The organism is Mucilaginibacter sp. JRF, from assembly GCF_015223065.1.
Classification (GTDB): domain Bacteria; phylum Bacteroidota; class Bacteroidia; order Sphingobacteriales; family Sphingobacteriaceae; genus Mucilaginibacter.
This window is the reverse complement of sequence record NZ_JADFBY010000004.1, coordinates 220,931-238,145: the sequence shown is the minus strand read 5'-3', so window position 1 is coordinate 238,145 and position 17,215 is coordinate 220,931. Positions and strand designations below refer to the sequence as shown.

The window sequence follows — 17,215 nt, the reverse complement described above, 5'->3', positions numbered from 1 at the left end:
ACATTTTATGGGACAATATTTTGGAGTGTGTTAAAACGCCTCGCCCAAATTGAACATAATGGTTGAAAACCCACGACTCACCGCATAATCAACCCCGATATTGGTGCCCGAGTTTTTGTTGAACTTTAAACGTAAGCCTGCGCCGCCTGCCGGGTGCCAGTACTGAAAGCTGCGTGTATTTTGCTGCGTTACCGAGTTTACACTGGCAAATACCACATAACCTAACAAGCCATTACGGGTAATATCGCGGCGGTATTCTCCTTCCATGTAGATCAGTCCATCGCCACGAAAACGATTCTGTTCAATACCCCGGCCTGAGCGGTTGTAGGGGTCCCAGCCTATGCTGGGCAGGTTAAGGTATGGTGTACCGGGTGTCAGGGTAGTCCAGTAGTACGCCCATAGCGCCAGTACATTCTTTTTGCGTTGCAGCGGCGTAAGCGATATATACTTGCGCATATCAACATAAAGTGATTGCCAGTGATTGTTGCTGCCAAATACGGGGCTACTGAAACGGTACACCAGGTTAGCATAGCAACCCGGCAGTGGGTTTATAGAGTTATTGCGGGTATCGTACAACAGGTTAATACTCGGCCCCGATGAAAAAGAATTCTGACTATCCTCCGTCCCCGACTCATATCCCGTAAAATTCCTGAGCGCGTTACTTCTATTGGTTTCAATATTGATGTAGTAGTCAAGGTTGTAACCTATCCCCGCGAAAAAATAAGGTTTTATCTGCTTTAGCGCGCTTTGGTAAAAGCGGAAGTAACGGTAATCTAACAACAGCTTGGTATCGTTATCCTTACCACCGCCTATGCCCCAGGTATACTGCGGGTATTTAAGCACCCGGGTATCACCCATAATATTCCAGGAGTTATTTTTTAGCCAGATGTTGGAGCGTATAGGCAAACCATATCTACCCTTAAAGTTAAAATAAGGTGCGAAGGTAACACTCGATAGATAGGTTGTACTCCTGTCCCCCGTATAAAAACCGGCAGTTGTAGAGGTAAACAAGGCTTTACCACCACCCGGTACGGTTGATGATGCAGGCAGGAATGAAAAGTACAGATCCTTATCCTCCTCGGCCTCTACTTTTTTAGGCTTGATGTTGAACAGGTCTTTGGCTATATCGATCAGATCGCGCTGGCCTTCGGTGTTGATCACGGCGGCTGTATCCTTGTACATGCGGGGTTGAGCCAGGGCGAAGCATGGCACAAGCAGGGCAAGTAAAGCGGCGAAAAATCTGATCATTTAATATGCTGAACGGAAAGATACTAAAAAGTGATACTACAAACAGTAACATTTTTACACAAAACAGCCCCGTCATGTTAAATAACGGAGCTGTTTTGTACACGGGCTGTTATTGTTTGTTCTTGATACTGTCTTTTTTAGCCTGCGCTTTTTTCTCTTTACTTTTTTGTTTTTCGTTACCGATGATGTAACCGCCACCGGCACCTAAAGCGCCGCCAATAAGCGCGCCCTTAACATCACCGCCGATAAGGCCACCCGCTACGGCACCACCGGCACCGCCAATAATGGCGCCCTTACCCTGCGAACTCATCTTTTTCTTCTTGCTTGTGTCCTGCTGCGCATGCGCGGCATCGCCCGCCGATATAATGGTAGCCATCGCCAGGCTTAAACATATTGCTAACTTTTTCATAGGTGTTACTATTTAATATGTATGATTAGCAAATAGCAAGCCAAGCGTGTTTTTTAGTTAGCCCTTATCACGTTGAACTTATCGCGGTACTCTTTAGGCGTAAGCCCTACGCCTTTTTTAAATAACTGCCTGAATGATTTTACATCATTGTATCCCGAATTATACATCACTTCGGATATGCTTTGGTTGGTTTTTTCCAACAGCTTTTTAGCACCCTCTAAACGGGTACGTTGCAGGTACTCAATAGGAGTGATGCCGGTAGCATGCTTAAAGCGGCGCACAAAGTTTCTGCGGCTCGATGGTATATCGCCGATTATCTCCTCAATAGTTGCCGATTTGTTGTACTGTTCTTCCATGCGCTGCTGGGCGTTGGCTACCAGCGGGTCGGTATGATCTTTTGAGGGTAAAAAGGTGGCGAAGTAGTTTTGCCTGTCCCTATCCATATCAATGGCGAATAACTTGGCTATCTGTACGGCCACCTCGCGGCTGCAATATTTCTCAACCAAATAAAGCAACAGGTGGAAAGTATTAGTAGCACCGCCACTGGTGTAAACGCCGCCATCATGGGTAACCACTTCTTCGGGTTGTACATCAATCTGCGGAAAGTTGCGGGCCAGATCATACGTGGCCAGCACATGCGTGGTAGCTTTACGACCGTTCAATAAACCGGTAGCTGCTAACAGGAAAGCCCCGGTGCAAAAACTGGCTACCTCGGCGCCTTGCCCAAATTGTTTCAATATCCAGGGGATGAATTCCATATTGGCACCTATCATCTCCTTAAGGTTCCCGTAGTCCGAATTAAAGGCCGGTATCAGTATCAGCCGGGCATCGGCGGCATTGTCAACATTCAGTATATGGTATTTGTTATTCAGCAAGCCTTCGGTTTCGGCGCCTATTAGTTGTATATCAAAAACAGGCGTTTCGCCACGGCGAAGCATGGCATTGTTTACACTCTCAAATACATCTAAAATGGCGGCAATGCTTAGCGGACGGCATTGGCGCGTGTACATTACGGTTAACGGTATCATGTTTACAAAAGGTGATTAAGTAGCTAATTTATAATAATTTGTCCGATACGCCCCCTTACCTTGTCAAGTTCTCACCTTATTGTAAACAAAATTGTGTTGTAATTTAGTATCAGCTCAAAGTGTGTATAATTAATAAAACCTATTTGTATGATGTTCGGCTTAAATTGTTTTCAGTACGGCGATCATTCAGGCACAGCCGAGATCACACACCAGTTATGGATAAAGGCCAGCCCCGAGCGGGTATTTAACGCGGTTACCCAGCAGGAGGGTCTTGCCCAATGGTGGATAAGCCGTGTGGAGGCCAAGCCCGAAATTGGCTATATCAACCTGTTTTACGAGGGTAGCGATGTAATACCGATGCAGGTTGTATGCCTGCAACCGCACACCTATGTAGCCTGGCGCTGCCTGCTGGAGGGTGACGAGTGGTACAACACCATCATCAGTTTTGAGATAAGAGAGAAAAACGGCGTGATGATACTTAACTTTAAGCAAAGCGGCTGGCCCGCGCAAAACGAATATTTTTCGATATGTAATTTCCATTGGGCAAGGCATCTGCTTAAGCTAAAGCATTACTGCGAAACCGGCAAAGGCCTGCTCAACACTACCGCTACCGATAACTGGGGCGAACTATCGACACTATTAACCTGATCAATATGAAAATAAACAACCTTATCATTATCACTATGGCGGCAGCATTAAGTGCCTGCATAAAAACCGACAATCGCGGAGCGGCCAACACCGCAGCCGCCAAAAGCATGTTCGAGGCCTTTAACCGGCACGATTGGAAAGCCATGGCCAACCACTATGCCGATACGGCCAGTTTTTTAGATCCATCCTTCGGACCGCAGTATGTTAAAAAGACCCGCGCCGAAACAGCCGAGAAGTACACTGCAATGCAGCAAATGTTTGCCGATATTAAGGATGATATTGATGCCATACACGCCAGCGGCGATGTAGTGGTGGTTGAATTTACATCGAGCGGTACGCCACAGGGCGGGCAAAAGTGGCATTTGCCTATATGTTCGGTACTTACCTTTAATAAGGATGGCAAGATAATAAAGGATGCTACTTATTACGATAACGAGTAAACCTGTTGCATTGCTGTAGCTGAATTTACATTGCGCTTATTATTTATTAAAAAGCATACCGCATCTTTGTTGCCCCGATCAACACACCGGCTTATTACAGCAATGACCAGACAACGATACATCTCGCTTATATTAATATTAGGTACGCTAACCGCTTTAGGGCCATTCTCAATTGATATGTATTTGCCGGGCTTCCCGGCCATTGCCAAATACTTACATACCGATGTTGCCGGGGTGGCACTGTCGCTATCAAGCTTTTTTATCGGCCTATCGGCAGGGCAGCTGCTGTACGGGCCTTTGTTAGATAAATTTGGCCGACGCAAACCATTGCTGTTCGGCCTCAGCTTTTACATCATCGCATCCATAGGTTGCGCTATGGCTACTTCGCTAAACGCGCTGATTATACTACGCATTATACAGGCCATAGGTAGTTGCGCCGCGGCGGTGGCATCAATGGCCATGGTGCGCGATCTGTTCCCGGTTAAGGATAACGCCAAGGTATTCGCCCTGCTAATGTTGGTAGTAGGTGCATCGCCCATGGTAGCGCCAACCATCGGCGGTTACGTAACCGCCGGCCCGGGCTGGCAATGGGTATTCATCGTATTAGCCGCTATGGGCGTGTTTATTTTATTGGCCGTAATATTTGTATTGCCCGATAGTTATCAGCCCGATCCAACCATATCGTTAAAACCCAAGCCTATCATTAACGGCTTTTTAAATGTGCTGAAAGTGCCGCAGTTTTATACCTACACGCTTACCGGATCGTTCGCTTTTTCGGGCTTGTTCGCTTATGTGGCGGGTTCACCACTGGTGTTTATGGAAGTATTTGGCGTAAGCGATAAGGTTTACGGCTGGATATTCGCCGGCCTCTCGGTAGGCTTCATCGGCTCAAGTCAGGTGAACAGCCTGTTGCTGCGCCGCTTTAGCAGCGAGCAAATTGTTAAGGTATCATTACCCGCCCAGGCTTTGGTGGGGGTGTTATTTTTATTGGGATCGATATTAGGAGTATTAGGCTTTTGGGGCACCGTGGTAATGATATTTGCCTACCTGTGCTGCTTGGGCATGACAAACCCTAACGCCGCCGCCTTAACCCTTGCGCCATTCTCCAAAAACGCGGGTACAGCATCATCATTATTTGGTGCTTTGCAATTGGGTATCGGCGCGCTGGTATCAACCAGTATCAGTTTGTTCGATAGCCTATCAGTAGTACCACTGGCCGCCACCATGTGCATAGCGGCAGTAATAGCCTTCGTCATCCTATTCACCAGCCTCCGCGTAAACCGCGGCAAATTTACCGGTGTAACGGGGGAAGCTGCTGTTATGGTGCATTAGTGGGTCGATGATGGTCGATAGTCCATGGTCCATAGTCCATAGTTGAGCTCTAAATAAATCCTACTATTGACCATCGACCATCGACCAAATCAACTACTCCCTTATCGCCGTTACTTTCGACCCGTCCGCGCCTACGGTTTCAAACACTATTTCCTTATCGGTAAGTTTTGATACGTAGAAGGGGAATTCACGGGTTTGGCCTTCGCCGAGGTCTTCTTTAAAGCGGATGTTGTCGGCCTCAATATGGTAGGTGCCTTTTGATAATGTTTTGCCGCCCCAAATTATTTGCAATCTGTCATCACTGGTAAACTCAATGTAGGGTTTTAATTCCTCCAGTTCCATGGTCGATACGCTGTCGGGAGGGTTGGCTTCCGGATTAAAAACTTTTACGTATTTCCATTTTCCGCGCAGATTTTCGGGTTTTAGGTTGCCTGAGCATCCGGCAAGTAAAAAAAGTAAGGCGATATTTATTAACAGAATGATATTTTTTGCCATATCGGTAGGCTGAAAATTAATAAGTGAATTGTAAAAATATCACTTTATTATAACTTAAGTAAATATTTAAAAACCCTTGACGAGGGTTTAAAACTATGCAATATTTGGTACGTAATATTTATACAAATGCGACCGTAACTCTACTCAAATCCTAAACAGCTATACAGCTAAGGTTTTGAAAATAAAGCTGTAAGCTTTTCAAAAAGGCCCCAACCTTATGGGCTTATCATTCTAAAATTCATAAAAAAAATGTCTGGTTTATTTATTAACCTGTGGTGGGTTGTGCCCATCGTAGTAGCCCTTGTTATGTACAAATTTGTGCTCAGGGTTTTCTGTGGAATGGTTATCGTGCCTGATGACCGTATTGGTTTAGTTATTAAAAAGTTTACTCTAAACAACAGCAAGCGTATGCCCGACGGGCGCATTATCGCTACCCATGGCGAGGCCGGTATGCAGGCCAAAGCGCTTGCCCCCGGTTTATACTGGCGCTTATGGCCATGGCAGTACGAGGTGATCATGGCTCCGTTCACCATTATTGAGCAGGATAAGCTTGGTCTGGTTAAGGCGAAGGATGGTGCATCATTAGATACCGGCCGGGTGCTGGGTAAACCTGTTGATTGTGATAAGTTTCAGGATGCCATCGCTTTTTTGGATAATAACGGGCAAAAAGGCCCGCAGGCGGCATTCCTTACGCCGGGTAGTTATCGTATCAATACTTTTTTGTTTGAGATACAAACCGTGCCTATTACCCACATTAATGATAACAAGGTGGGCATCATTACCACGCTGGATGGCGAGCCGCTGGACAAAGGCGAAATAGCGGGCGAATCAGTACACGGGCATAAAAACTATCAGGACCCGATAGCATTTATTAACGCCGGTGGGCGCAAGGGTTTGCAGGAGGACGTGATCCTTTCAGGTACCTATTACCTTAACCCCTGGTTTGTAAGTGTTGAGCAGGTGGATATGGTTTATATACCGATAGGTTACGTAGGCGTGGTAAACTCCTTCGTTGGCCCCGAAGGAAAGGATACAAGCGGCGACAGCTTTAAGCACGGTAACATAGTAAAACGCAATGAGAAAGGTGTTTGGGAAGAACCGCTCGACCCAGGTAAGCACCCCGTGAATATTTACACCCACGCGGTTGAGATTGTGCCTACCACCAACATTGTACTCAACTGGGCCGATAGCCGTACCGAGGCGCACGAGCTGGATAAGAACCTGTGTACCATAACCGTCCGCTCGTCCGATGGGTTTACGTTCAACCTTGATGTATCGCAGATCATCCACGTGCCGCGTAACGAGGCGCCAAAGGTTATTGCCCGTTTCGGTAAGATGAAGAACCTGGTATCGCAGGTATTGGAGCCTACCATTGCCAACTACTTCCGCAACTCGGCGCAGCGTAGTGATGTTATCGGCTTTCTGGCTAACCGTATACAAAGGCAAAATGATGCTAAGGATCATATAAGCACCGTATTAGCCGGCTACAATGTGGTAGGGGTAGATACCCTGATCGGCGACATAGTGCCGCCCGCCGCGCTGATGAAAACCCTTACCGACCGTAAGATAGCCGAGCAGGAAAAGGTGACCTATGAGATACAGCGCCACGCCCAAATTGAGCGTAAGGAATTTGAAAGCGCCAAGGCCGGTGCCGATATGCAACCCGAGGTAGTAAAATCAACCCGGCAGGTGGAGATCAATACGCAGATGGCGGCATCAAAGGTGGCGGCCGCCAAAGGTGAGGCCGAATCAAAAACCATTAACGCCAAGGCCGATGCCGAGGTGAAAACCATCAACGCCAAAGCGGATGCCGAAGTAAAAACCGTGAATGCCGCAGCCGATGCCAACGCTACCGAAGTTAACGGTACTGCCGAGGCTGGCAAGATCAAGGCCATAGGTTTGGCCGAGGCCGAAGTTACCAAGCAAAAAACCGAAGCCATGGGTACCGAGCAATATGCCGTAGTACGTGTAGCCGAAGCATTAGCCAGCAACAATATTAAACTGGTGCCTGAGATTTTGGTGAGCGGCAAGGATGGTGGCTCTGGCGGAATGATAGATGCCTTGATAGGCAACGAGATGCTCAAAAAACTACAGAAAGAGAACGCCGCATCCGCGGCCGAATAAACGATACCTTACCTAAAACCCTTATCACATCAAACAAAAAGCGCCCGTAAGGGCGCTTTTTCATTTTGTAGTTTTTAATTGTTTCAGTTCGGTTTTGAGCTCGTTCATCTGTTCGTTCATTTGCCTGTTCTCCAGGTAATAGTAAATGGCGAAGCCTAAAAATATCTTACCTAATACAAACACGGCAGCAAAAACCCAGCGCCATGCCTTGTGTATGCGCATGTGCGTAGCTTCTGATTCTATATCAATATACTGCGGTTTGTTATCAGTTTCGGGTTGTTTATAGTTGGGTTGCTCACGATAGATACTCGGCTGGCGTGTTTCGCGCAAGGTTATCTCGTTTATCTCGTCGGCAATTTTTGGCCAAAGGTGGGCAGGCGGTTCAATAGCCATTGATCCGGCCAGCCTTTCCATATCCTCCTCAAGCGCGAGCAGGGCACTCTTAACCTCGGGATGTCTTTCTTTCACGCCCAACACCTCCTGTACCTCTTGTTCCGAAGCGCAGCCTAAAACATAGGCCTCAAGTATGCCGCTGTTAATATACTCTTGCATCGTTACTCTTTCTTATGATTAAAAATGCTTCCTTCAATAGTTTCTTCACCACATCCTCCGGCTCATTCATTTCGGCGGCAATGGTGTTGATTTTTTTACCGTGGTAATGTACACCGCAAAAAACCTGTAGCTGGCGTTCGCTCATACTGTTCAGGTATTTGTTTGGGCGATGCTTTACCGTTTCGCTGATGTCGCATTGCTGCATTGTATTAAAATACGATGAAAGCTTACCGCGGGCTATCAGCTGCAATTTACGATAAATGTTTTCTTCTGATTTGGTCAGTTCATCGGCCAGTAGGGCCACTGTTGTAAAAGTATCATTAAGATACTGCTCTGCCAGCGTACGATCTTTCACAACATCATATATGTAACCTAACAGCATGCCTGCGTAGCGGTCATATATAAATTGTACGTCCTGTACTTTAGCTTGCAGGGGTGTGTCTGCTAAATTTTGTAAACGCGTGTTCAAATGATATATGGGGGTCTGTAAAGCATTTCAAATATCAGAATTTTTTACTTTAAAATAAAGAAAATCAATTTATTATTCTTTTAAGGTGTATTAACCTTTAGGTTGGAATTTGTAACTATTGGTATAACAAGGCCTCCCGGTAGCTTAATATTATCGGCAATTATAATATTCCCTTTTAGGTTTTGGGTGATCTCGGCCGTTTTGGGCAGGCCTGTTTTTTTATTGATGGTTATTACCGAATTGATGTTGCCCGCCATGCTGCGTTCAACCGGCATACCGTTAAGTTTTGCTGTATCAGCCCGGGCGATGGATACCGCCGTACCATTACCCTGAATAGTAATATCCGCAGTTAAAACACTCTTAATAAAGTAAAAATTACGCAATGCAAGCGCCGGTTCACCGGGTATCTGGCTGCCGATGGTCCATTTCTCAGTTTTATTTATGGCTGATGATGGGTAGATCAAAAATACCTTTTCGATGATCGCCCTAAAAGCATCATCACCTAATGATGCCTGCAATTGTTTAAAGGTTTGTTCGCGCTGTGCCGTATCGGCCTTAAGGTTATTGGTTACATTCGCCAGGTTTTCATCAGCCTGATCAATGGCTATAACCCTGCCCGATCGCGATTGTGTAAACTGAAAACTCTTGCCTTTTAGCTGAGCCAATGCCTTCGAGTACAAATTAGCAGAATCTACCCGTTCCGAGCTGAATTGCAGCGTGCCATTCGGCAGATCCATTTGCAGGTTAACACTGTCGTATTTGGCGCTTATGGTATACAGGGTATCTTTTACATCGGTCACCGTAAAGCTCACCTTAGCCGCTAATATCAAAGTTGTTTCCAACGGGCGTTGCCTGATGGTTTGGGTGGTGGTTGTAGTTTGTTTAATGAGCAGCGAGTAGGTGCCGTCTTTTGCAAGATTTAGCGCAGGCTTTAGTTTTTGCCCGATGGCAGCAACTGTACAAAGCAATAACAAGACGGTGCCTAAAAGTTTTTTCATGCGCGTTAGCCCTGCCTGCAAGGGCCGGGGCGAGTGAAGATACAATTTATTTAAATATCAGCCGGGCGAGCGATATGGCCAAAGCATCCTCGGTGGCGCCTACAACGTAATCCTTTACATGTGGCTTGCTGCTGATGTATCTGCGTAAATAAAAGCAGGCATAGGTTGATGCCAGCGCCGCCCCACCGCCAATAAGCGCTCCGGTAATTACATCCTTTCTATTTACCTTACTGATAGCCGCCGCCGATAATGCCCCGTTCACTACCCGGCCAATCACTCCGGCAAAGCCTGTACGGTTAGGGGCGGCAGGTAACTTATCGCCCACTAACTCACCGGCAGATAGTACCTGCAATACCTTAACACCCACCGGTGATCTTGCTAAATCAATGGCCTTACCATCATCATCATTTTTAGGTTGATGCGATAGATAGGTAGCCGTAGCCGCCGGGGCCATCATGGCGCGCATACCGGCAATTATACCAATGCCTATTATTTGTTTCAGGTAGTTTTGCATCGTGTAATGTTTGAATACACAACGCTTTATATGCTTATAGGTTTACCTAAAAACTCGAATACCAAACCTAACTATAGTTTGTATGTGAGAATGAGTTGACCCGTTTGTGTGAAATTTGTCCCAAAAAGTAAACAGGTTAGTGAGATCATATTTCCTGAAATTAATAATTAGTAAATATCTTCCTTTAAAGAAATTTCAAACAGTAACAAAATCATTGCATCAGCTGACTAATAAAACCTAACGGAATAAATGCACAATTTAAGGTTGTATAATTTAAGGTATCTGGTTTTATGGCAGCGTGTTTGGAATTACCTGGTCAAACATCTTACTATGAAAACAAATTTTATTTATAACAGGTACAAAGCTTGTATACATAGTGCCAACTGGATATTTAATCACTATTATAAGTACAGTAACTGTTATGCAATCAAATCGGACGATGAGGAGATGCAAACCATTTTAAAAAAGATAGCCATTGCCTACGCCAGGCTCATCAGGTTTGTAGCGCTACGAAAAAAATCAGTACTAACAGAGCCCGCCATAACCGATGTTATTGATGAGAGCGAAGTGTTATTAAAAGATAAACACTCAATATTCCTTAAACTATCGCACTTTTTAAATGCTAATTACGATTTGTTGGTGAAGGTATTTGATAGCAAACGCTCTGTCAGCATCATCAATAAGGAAATAGAAACCCTTGAAGATAACCTGGATCATGCCGGCCAGCTGGTTGGCAAAATGGATGTGATGCTCAAATCATCGCAGCATGTGTATAATCTTGATCAAAAACGACAGATAGCCTGACCAAGCCTTTATTAACCAAACAACATCCAACAAGAAAGCTCCACCTGAATGGGTGGAGCTTTCTGTTTATATGCGGTGTTATTATTTACCATTCGCTTTTTTCAAACTATCCTGACGGGCGCGTTCGCGTTTTTTGAAAAAGCCCCTCAGCAAAAAGTTATGCTGTACGGCCTCAAGATCGTCATTCAGTTTTACTGAGCTTTCTTCCAGCTGATCGAGGGTGTTTTGCATTTTAACGGCTGTTTTACGGTCGTTAAGTAAAATACCCAGCGCATTGTCGGTAGTATTTAATTTTGATGATGCCTTGTTCAGGTTATCAGTCAACATGCTGGCATTAGCCGCGGTTTGCTGCAATTGCGCTACTGATTGTTTTATCTGCCCGAAGGTAGCGGTATCGGTCAGCAGTTTATCAGCAAAGCCGCCTTTGGTGTTCATCTTTTGGCTAAAATTATCCAACTGTACCGCCATGCGCGATGCACTTTCTGTAGTAGCTTGCAGGTTTTGCATGGCCTTGCGTAATTGTACTGCCATAGTGCTATCAGCCAATAAAGCGCCAACAGTACCTTTACCTTGCAGTATCTGGCTGCTTAGTTGTTTAAAATCTTTAGTGATAGATAACAGGTTGCGGTTATTCTCCTGCAAAGTACCCATCATCTCGTCGGTGGATAGCATCTTTTCTGATTGTATCCTGTCGCCATCCTCAATAACCGGGGCCTGCGGACTACCGCCATCCAGTACGATGATCTTGTTACCGATCAAACCGTCCGAACCTATTTTGGCCTGGGTGTTACGGTGAATGTAAGGCTGTACACCTTCGTCTAATGACATTACTACCTCAACCTGCGAGTTGTTGCTAAAGGCGATCTCTTTAACGGTACCTATCTTAACGCCTGAGAACCAAATGTTGCTGCCTTTTTTTAAACCGGCCACATCAGTAAAGGTTGAGCGTATGTGTATACTCTTAACAAATGTTTTTGATGAGCTACCCAAAGTAAGCACTCCAACTACAAATATTATAGTACCCAGGGCAATAAATATGCCCACTATTATCGCGTTTTTTCTTTCCGAAGCATCCATTGTTATGGTATGTTTTTATTGAATAAAGTTATAATCATAAAAAGGTTTCACACGGGCATCATTTGTTTCAAAAATCTCGTCAAACGATCCAACGCGCTGAAACTGACCGTCGAGCAACATGGCTATACGGTCGCCTGTGCTTTTGGCGCAGGTAAGGTCGTGCGTAATAATGATAGATGAAGTATGATAACGCTGCTGCACCTCGTTGATCAGGTCATTGATCTCGATACAGGTTATCGGGTCGAGGCCCGCGGTGGGCTCGTCATACATCATTATCTCGGGGTTCAGTATCAGCGTACGTGCTATACCTATCCGCTTACGCTGCCCGCCCGAAAGTTCAGACGGCATTTGGTTAATGGCTTGCGACAGACCAACGCCGTCAAGCACTTCTTCAACCGCCTTGTTTATCTCCTTGCGGGTAATGCCCTTACGGTTACGCACCAGCGGGAACTCCAGGTTCTTGCGCACGGTCATACTATCGTACAATGCACTGTTTTGAAATGAGAAGCCTATGCGTATGCGTAGTTGCTGTAACTCCTTATCAGTTAAGGTAAGCACATCATTAGCCAGTACGTTAATGCTGCCTTCATCGGGGCGTAACAGGCCCGATATTAGTTTTATCAATACCGATTTGCCTGTACCCGAACGGCCAAGCACCACCAGGTTCTCACCCTGAAATATGTCAAGATCTATACCGCGCAGTACATGGTAATCACCAAATGATTTTTGGAGTTCCCTGATGCTGATAACCGCGTTGTTATAGTCGATATGTGATTTTGCCTTTTCCATATTACCTGAACCAGCCGGTTATTTGAACGATCAGTATCTCCTCAATAAATACCAAAAACATGGCTATAACCACCGCGTTGTTAGCGGCCTTACCTACGCCCTCGGTACCTTTGTTTGAGTGGTAGCCCTGGTAGCAGCCAACCAAGCCGATAGTAAAACCAAACACGATGGCTTTAGCTAACGATTGGTTGATGTCGATAAAATCTATCGGCTCAAAAACCTCACCTATAAACGCGCTGTAGCTAATGCCCTCGTTAGCGCTGATGTTAAGGTAAGCACCCAACAGGGCTATTAAAGCGGTGTAAGTTGCCAGCAGGGGTATGGTAAGCGTTGTTGCCAGTACACGTGTGCAAACCAGGTATTTAAAAGGGTTTGTGCCCGATACTTCCATGGCGTCAATCTGCTCGGTAACACGCATGGAGCCAAGCTCGGCACCAATACCTGAGCCTACCTTGCCCGATGCGATGATGGCCGTAACCATTGGCGCCAAAGCCTTTAATATAGCGATTGATACCAGCGATGGCAGCCATGAGGTAGCGCCAAAATTCATTAACGATGGCCTTGATTGCTTGGTAAATATTATACCGATAATAAAGCCTGTTAATGATATAAGCGGTAACGAACGTACGCCTACCTGGTAGCACTGGCGTATAAGCTCGTTCAGCTCAAATGGTGCTACAAATGCTTCTTTGAAGAAACGTGCTGTGAAGCCGCCAATGCGGTACAGATCAACAAAAAAGTCGGCAACGCGTTTCCGGAGCTTTGAGCCTGGTTTGTGTTGCGGAGGTGTTGTACTTGTTGTATCCATTAATGCGCGCAAAGGTATTATTTATGCCTTATAAATATGTAACCCATACCTTACAAATTAGATACCATATTGTTTATAGCGATTAATTTTAAACTTTACTGACATTTAGATTACCGTATGTGTAACTAAAAAATGACCTGACTTTAAAAACTTTAGGCTGATTTTAATGCTTTTATATAAAAAGGAATATTTGAGATGGGCATTTACAAACAAAAATGGATGGAGATATTGCAACGGGCAAATTTGCAGGGGTGGACGGTTGAAGAAACAGATGATGCCATCCACATTAACATGCCCAACGTAACCGACCTGAAATTGATACGCGATAATATACCCGGTACTATTGCCGGCCTAACGCTTGATATTGACGAACCCAAGGAGCGCCTCAAATTTGTATTCCACAACGGGCACGAAACCTTTGACTACATCATCAATCCTGATGCTGACTAAGCCCGCTCAGATCTAATTCGGAACTTTATAACGATAGATGGGTACGTATAGACCCTCGCTGGTGGTAAGGTAATTCCTGCCGTCGGAGGTAAAGCCTATGGCCTCGCCCAGTTTTTCCTGCTGATAGGGGAGGTCTATCGGGGCGCGCTGCAGGGTTTGCCAAATGGCTTCGCCGGGTTTACGTTTCCAGTAAAATACCTTTTGGTAATTTTTTACCAGCACCTGCTGGCCATCCTTTGAAATATCGGCAGCAGTGATCCATTTTAAAGGCTTGATCCCCGGGAAAAATAATTTACAACGTTTGGTAAGCTTTACGGTATCGTTTGCCTTAAAATCTAACGGGGTGGTGTAAACGCCAACGCTGTCGCGGCGTTTGCTTACTATATAAATCAGGCGATCAACAGGGTCAACCATCATGGCCTCGGCATCCTTGGGCCCGTCCGGATAGATCATATTGAGCGCTGTGGCTTTGGCGTGCACCTTTCTTTGTGTTGAAAATTCGGGCTTATCTTTTATGCGATATATACTTACAAACGGCCTGCCCGAATAATTATCGCCAATATCGGCAATGTAAATATAGCTGGCACCTTTTACAGGCCCGGGGCCGGTGGATATGTCCTCACAATCGTGCCCGCCCCTGGAGTGGTTGTGCTGCCAGTTATAGTATACAAATGATAGTATTTTGCCCTGCGCGTTTATACCAAAAAAGCGACTGGTATCGCCGCTATCATTATGTACATAGTAGGTGTTTTTGTTTATGGCTGATGCTGTTATGCCCGATGTTTCGGCAGTTTGAATAACCTGCAATCGGCCGGCTATCTCAAATTTTGAACGCAGGTAACGGTGCCAGCCATACGCCGAAAAGAAAACTATAACAACAATAACTAATAGCGCACCTAACTTTTTTTGCCTGCTCATTTTGAGTATTTAACAGGCAAAGTAAATATTTATTGTTAAGTTTTTAATTAATGCGATGTCTTGTTGCAATCAGTGTGATACAACGACGGCTTGTTCCTCATTATCCTGCTCAATCTCATCAAACGTACGATAATCGGCCAGGCCAAGCTCGTACACATACTTGCAATTGTGGTTGCTGTTAGGGGCGATGAATACCGGCATATCAAAACCCAACTGCTGATAGTAGGGGGTAATAAAGGCCTGCACGGGCAGGCTGTTTGCGGTATCAATAATTTTTTGGGTGAGCTTTTTTAAAGGCTTCAACAAAAGTTTAATATCGTTAAGCAATATATCGTCAGACAGGGGAACCCAGCGGTTAACGCCTTCAATCTCTATTAATAAGGCATTGTTGCGTACGCCTTGCAGGCTCCCTATAACATTGCGTTCGTTACTTAATAAGCTGTTTATAACAACCAATTGCCCTATGTACCGGCTAAACACCATCACTCGCTCATGCACGCTTAAAGTTATCATATTTGCTAATTTTATTAGCAAATATGCAATTAAAATTAGTACGATGCAAGGCTTTATTCAATAAAAAATCCCCTCCGTAAATGGGAGGGGATCGATATTTTTAAACCACAGCGGCGGGTTTTTCTATTTGAATTTCCGCATCCGGGCGCGATTGATCTTTCAGTGGCACTTTGCCTCTGTCTTTACGAACTATGCGGCTGAACAGAGATATCTCCTTATCAAACAAAAAGCGGAAGAATAATACCGTCCATGATTTATGTGATATCAAAGTATCATAATAAACAGGCGCGGTCTTTTTTATTTGTGGCAGGCGGTTCCATGGTATTGATGGAAAATCGTGATGCTCATTATGGAAACCCACGTTGAATGATACGGTATTTAAACGGCCGTAATAGCTGTAAGTTTCCTGCTCCTCGTTATGGGTTAGGTAATGCTCCTGTATCCAGCGTGCGCCAAGCGGATGCAAACCTACCGAGAACATAAAGCTCAGGAATAGATAACCAACCGCGGCTCCGCCCATAAAATACCATATTGCGGCGGTAAAGGCAACCTGTACCAATACGTTGGCCACAATCCACGAGTCGAAATTCTGGATCTCCTTTAATCTTGATATACGGAATACCTGGAATACCGGGAAGAAAAGCAGCCAGATGGCTTTACCCAAAAATGAGTTATTGATCAAACGGGCTTCCCAACGGTTAGGCAGATCGGCATCCAACTCATGTATACCCTGAAACGAGTGGTGTTTAATATGGTAACGCTCAAACGATACCGAGCTCGGGAATATTTGCGGCATATTGGCCACCATGCCCGCCCAGCGGTTAAGTTTTTTGTTTTTAAATAGTAAGTGGTGTGCGCACTCGTGTATCATTACAAACAAAGAGTGATCGGCAAAAGCGCCTAATAAATAGGCCGCGCCAGCAATTACCCACCATGCCTGATCGCGAACCAGCCACGCTACAACTACCTGAAAAAGCACTAAGCCTATTATGGCAAAAATAGTCTTTGGATTTCTACCAATAAGATGGCGCACCTCCGGGTGTTCCTTTAATATCTTTTTTGTACGTATGCGGTGTGGTTCCGAATACTCAGAATAAACGAAGTCAGTTTTTTTTGTCATGTATTTGTAAATATAGGGATAACGTTGATATTTCACAATCGGTATAAGGCTTTACAATTATTCTTTTTGTTAAAAAATTTAAAAACTTGTTAAAATGGCGATTTTTCAGCTTCAAGGTTATTTTAATGTTAACAAATAGCTAACTTGTAGCATAATGTTAATTAATGTATGCTTAACATCCATGTTACATTTGCATTATGCCGAACACTACGCTACCAGCCTATGCCATTGTTGAAATATTAATGCGATTATCAGGAATTAACAAACAAATAGGAGATTATAAAGGACACACATTGCGCAGCGGCATTGTTAACGTTAAAACCACCGGCGGCACCATAAAAATATCTGCTGACCTGGTTATGCAACAATTTAACGCGCCCGAACAAATAGGGGTTGACCAGCTTACCCTAACCGCAAGCTCATTCAGGCAACTGCGCAAACGCTAAAAACCATTTGGTGCCTGTGGTGTTGTAACTATA

21 protein-coding genes are annotated in these 17,215 nt (G+C 45.0%); 7 read left to right on the top strand and 14 right to left on the bottom strand.

Annotated features, from left to right (window positions below; genetic code table 11):
- Nucleotides 1-30 precede the first annotated feature (30 nt).
- From IM792_RS12440 to IM792_RS12430, 3 genes are all read right to left on the bottom strand, one after another.
- Nucleotides 31-1,248, bottom strand: coding sequence for a BamA/TamA family outer membrane protein (locus IM792_RS12440; RefSeq protein WP_194102199.1), 1,218 nt, complete (start codon nt 1,246-1,248; stop codon nt 31-33).
- Nucleotides 1,249-1,357: 109 nt separating this feature from the next.
- The gene (locus IM792_RS12435; protein WP_194102198.1) at nt 1,358-1,657 is read right to left on the bottom strand and encodes a YMGG-like glycine zipper-containing protein; all 300 of its coding nucleotides are present in this window, start codon (nt 1,655-1,657) and stop codon (nt 1,358-1,360) included.
- Nucleotides 1,658-1,710: 53 nt separating this feature from the next.
- Nucleotides 1,711-2,685: a helix-turn-helix domain-containing protein gene (locus IM792_RS12430; RefSeq protein ID WP_194102197.1), complete on the bottom strand. Its 975-nt coding sequence runs from the start codon at nt 2,683-2,685 to the stop codon at nt 1,711-1,713.
- Nucleotides 2,686-2,832: 147 nt separating this feature from the next.
- Here IM792_RS12430 and IM792_RS12425 point away from each other — a divergent pair, with 147 nt between their 5' ends.
- The 3 genes from IM792_RS12425 to IM792_RS12415 all read left to right on the top strand — a co-directional run bounded on the left by IM792_RS12425 (nt 2,833) and on the right by IM792_RS12415 (nt 5,105).
- Nucleotides 2,833-3,333 (top strand): SRPBCC domain-containing protein, encoded by a 501-nt coding sequence (locus IM792_RS12425; protein ID WP_194102196.1) that lies wholly within the window; start codon nt 2,833-2,835, stop codon nt 3,331-3,333.
- A 5-nt stretch (nt 3,334-3,338) separates the two neighbouring features.
- Nucleotides 3,339-3,773, top strand: a complete 435-nt coding sequence (locus IM792_RS12420) for a nuclear transport factor 2 family protein (RefSeq protein WP_194102195.1) — start codon at nt 3,339-3,341, stop codon at nt 3,771-3,773.
- 102 nt (nt 3,774-3,875) lie between these two features.
- Complete coding sequence (locus IM792_RS12415) at nt 3,876-5,105, top strand: multidrug effflux MFS transporter (RefSeq protein WP_194102194.1); 1,230 nt, start codon at nt 3,876-3,878, stop codon at nt 5,103-5,105.
- A gap of 93 nt (nt 5,106-5,198) precedes the next feature.
- Here IM792_RS12415 and IM792_RS12410 read toward each other — a convergent pair whose 3' ends face one another.
- Nucleotides 5,199-5,600 carry a hypothetical protein gene (locus IM792_RS12410; protein WP_194102193.1) on the bottom strand — a complete coding sequence of 134 codons (402 nt, stop codon included), beginning with the start codon at nt 5,598-5,600 and terminating at the stop codon, nt 5,199-5,201.
- Between the two features lie 249 nt (nt 5,601-5,849).
- Between IM792_RS12410 and IM792_RS12405 the strand changes: the two genes are divergently transcribed.
- The gene (locus tag IM792_RS12405) at nt 5,850-7,724 is read left to right on the top strand and encodes an SPFH domain-containing protein (RefSeq protein WP_194102192.1); all 1,875 of its coding nucleotides are present in this window, start codon (nt 5,850-5,852) and stop codon (nt 7,722-7,724) included.
- Nucleotides 7,725-7,784: 60 nt separating this feature from the next.
- Here the strand turns inward: IM792_RS12405 and IM792_RS12400 are convergent, their stop codons facing one another.
- The 4 genes from IM792_RS12400 to IM792_RS12385 all read right to left on the bottom strand — a co-directional run bounded on the left by IM792_RS12400 (nt 7,785) and on the right by IM792_RS12385 (nt 10,257).
- Entirely contained in the window at nt 7,785-8,276 is a 492-nt protein-coding gene (locus IM792_RS12400) for a hypothetical protein (protein WP_194102191.1), read from the bottom strand.
- A complete protein-coding gene (locus IM792_RS12395; RefSeq protein ID WP_194102190.1) occupies nt 8,260-8,745 on the bottom strand; it encodes a sigma-70 family RNA polymerase sigma factor in 486 nt (161 codons plus the stop codon). The genes IM792_RS12400 and IM792_RS12395 overlap by 17 nt, the downstream gene beginning before the upstream one ends.
- An 80-nt stretch (nt 8,746-8,825) precedes the next feature.
- A complete protein-coding gene (locus IM792_RS12390; protein WP_194102189.1) occupies nt 8,826-9,743 on the bottom strand; it encodes a DUF6263 family protein in 918 nt (305 codons plus the stop codon).
- 46 nt (nt 9,744-9,789) lie between these two features.
- Nucleotides 9,790-10,257, bottom strand: coding sequence for a DUF4126 family protein (locus IM792_RS12385; RefSeq protein ID WP_194102188.1), 468 nt, complete (start codon nt 10,255-10,257; stop codon nt 9,790-9,792).
- 330 nt (nt 10,258-10,587) lie between these two features.
- Here IM792_RS12385 and IM792_RS12380 point away from each other — a divergent pair, with 330 nt between their 5' ends.
- Nucleotides 10,588-11,061 (top strand): hypothetical protein, encoded by a 474-nt coding sequence (locus IM792_RS12380; protein ID WP_194102187.1) that lies wholly within the window; start codon nt 10,588-10,590, stop codon nt 11,059-11,061.
- 81 nt (nt 11,062-11,142) lie between these two features.
- Here IM792_RS12380 and IM792_RS12375 read toward each other — a convergent pair whose 3' ends face one another.
- Genes IM792_RS12375 through IM792_RS12365 form a run of 3 tightly spaced genes read right to left on the bottom strand, consistent with a single transcriptional unit; the run spans nt 11,143 to nt 13,735 of the window.
- Nucleotides 11,143-12,138, bottom strand: a complete 996-nt coding sequence (locus IM792_RS12375; RefSeq protein ID WP_194102186.1) for an MlaD family protein — start codon at nt 12,136-12,138, stop codon at nt 11,143-11,145.
- Nucleotides 12,139-12,153: 15 nt separating this feature from the next.
- Nucleotides 12,154-12,927, bottom strand: coding sequence for an ATP-binding cassette domain-containing protein (locus IM792_RS12370; RefSeq protein WP_194102185.1), 774 nt, complete (start codon nt 12,925-12,927; stop codon nt 12,154-12,156).
- A gap of 1 nt (nt 12,928) precedes the next feature.
- Nucleotides 12,929-13,735, bottom strand: a complete 807-nt coding sequence (locus IM792_RS12365) for an ABC transporter permease (RefSeq protein ID WP_194102184.1) — start codon at nt 13,733-13,735, stop codon at nt 12,929-12,931.
- A 195-nt stretch (nt 13,736-13,930) separates the two neighbouring features.
- Here IM792_RS12365 and IM792_RS12360 point away from each other — a divergent pair, with 195 nt between their 5' ends.
- The gene (locus IM792_RS12360) at nt 13,931-14,185 is read left to right on the top strand and encodes a hypothetical protein (RefSeq protein WP_194102183.1); all 255 of its coding nucleotides are present in this window, start codon (nt 13,931-13,933) and stop codon (nt 14,183-14,185) included.
- Nucleotides 14,186-14,197: 12 nt separating this feature from the next.
- On the opposite strand, the gene IM792_RS12355 is transcribed toward IM792_RS12360, so the two are convergent.
- The 3 genes from IM792_RS12355 to IM792_RS12345 all read right to left on the bottom strand — a co-directional run bounded on the left by IM792_RS12355 (nt 14,198) and on the right by IM792_RS12345 (nt 16,736).
- Entirely contained in the window at nt 14,198-15,103 is a 906-nt protein-coding gene (locus IM792_RS12355; RefSeq protein WP_194102182.1) for a hypothetical protein, read from the bottom strand.
- 69 nt (nt 15,104-15,172) lie between these two features.
- Entirely contained in the window at nt 15,173-15,616 is a 444-nt protein-coding gene (locus IM792_RS12350; RefSeq protein WP_194102181.1) for a hypothetical protein, read from the bottom strand.
- 100 nt (nt 15,617-15,716) lie between these two features.
- Complete coding sequence (locus tag IM792_RS12345; RefSeq protein ID WP_194102180.1) at nt 15,717-16,736, bottom strand: fatty acid desaturase; 1,020 nt, start codon at nt 16,734-16,736, stop codon at nt 15,717-15,719.
- Between the two features lie 197 nt (nt 16,737-16,933).
- Between IM792_RS12345 and IM792_RS12340 the strand changes: the two genes are divergently transcribed.
- Nucleotides 16,934-17,182: a hypothetical protein gene (locus IM792_RS12340; protein ID WP_194102179.1), complete on the top strand. Its 249-nt coding sequence runs from the start codon at nt 16,934-16,936 to the stop codon at nt 17,180-17,182.
- Nucleotides 17,183-17,215 lie beyond the last annotated feature (33 nt).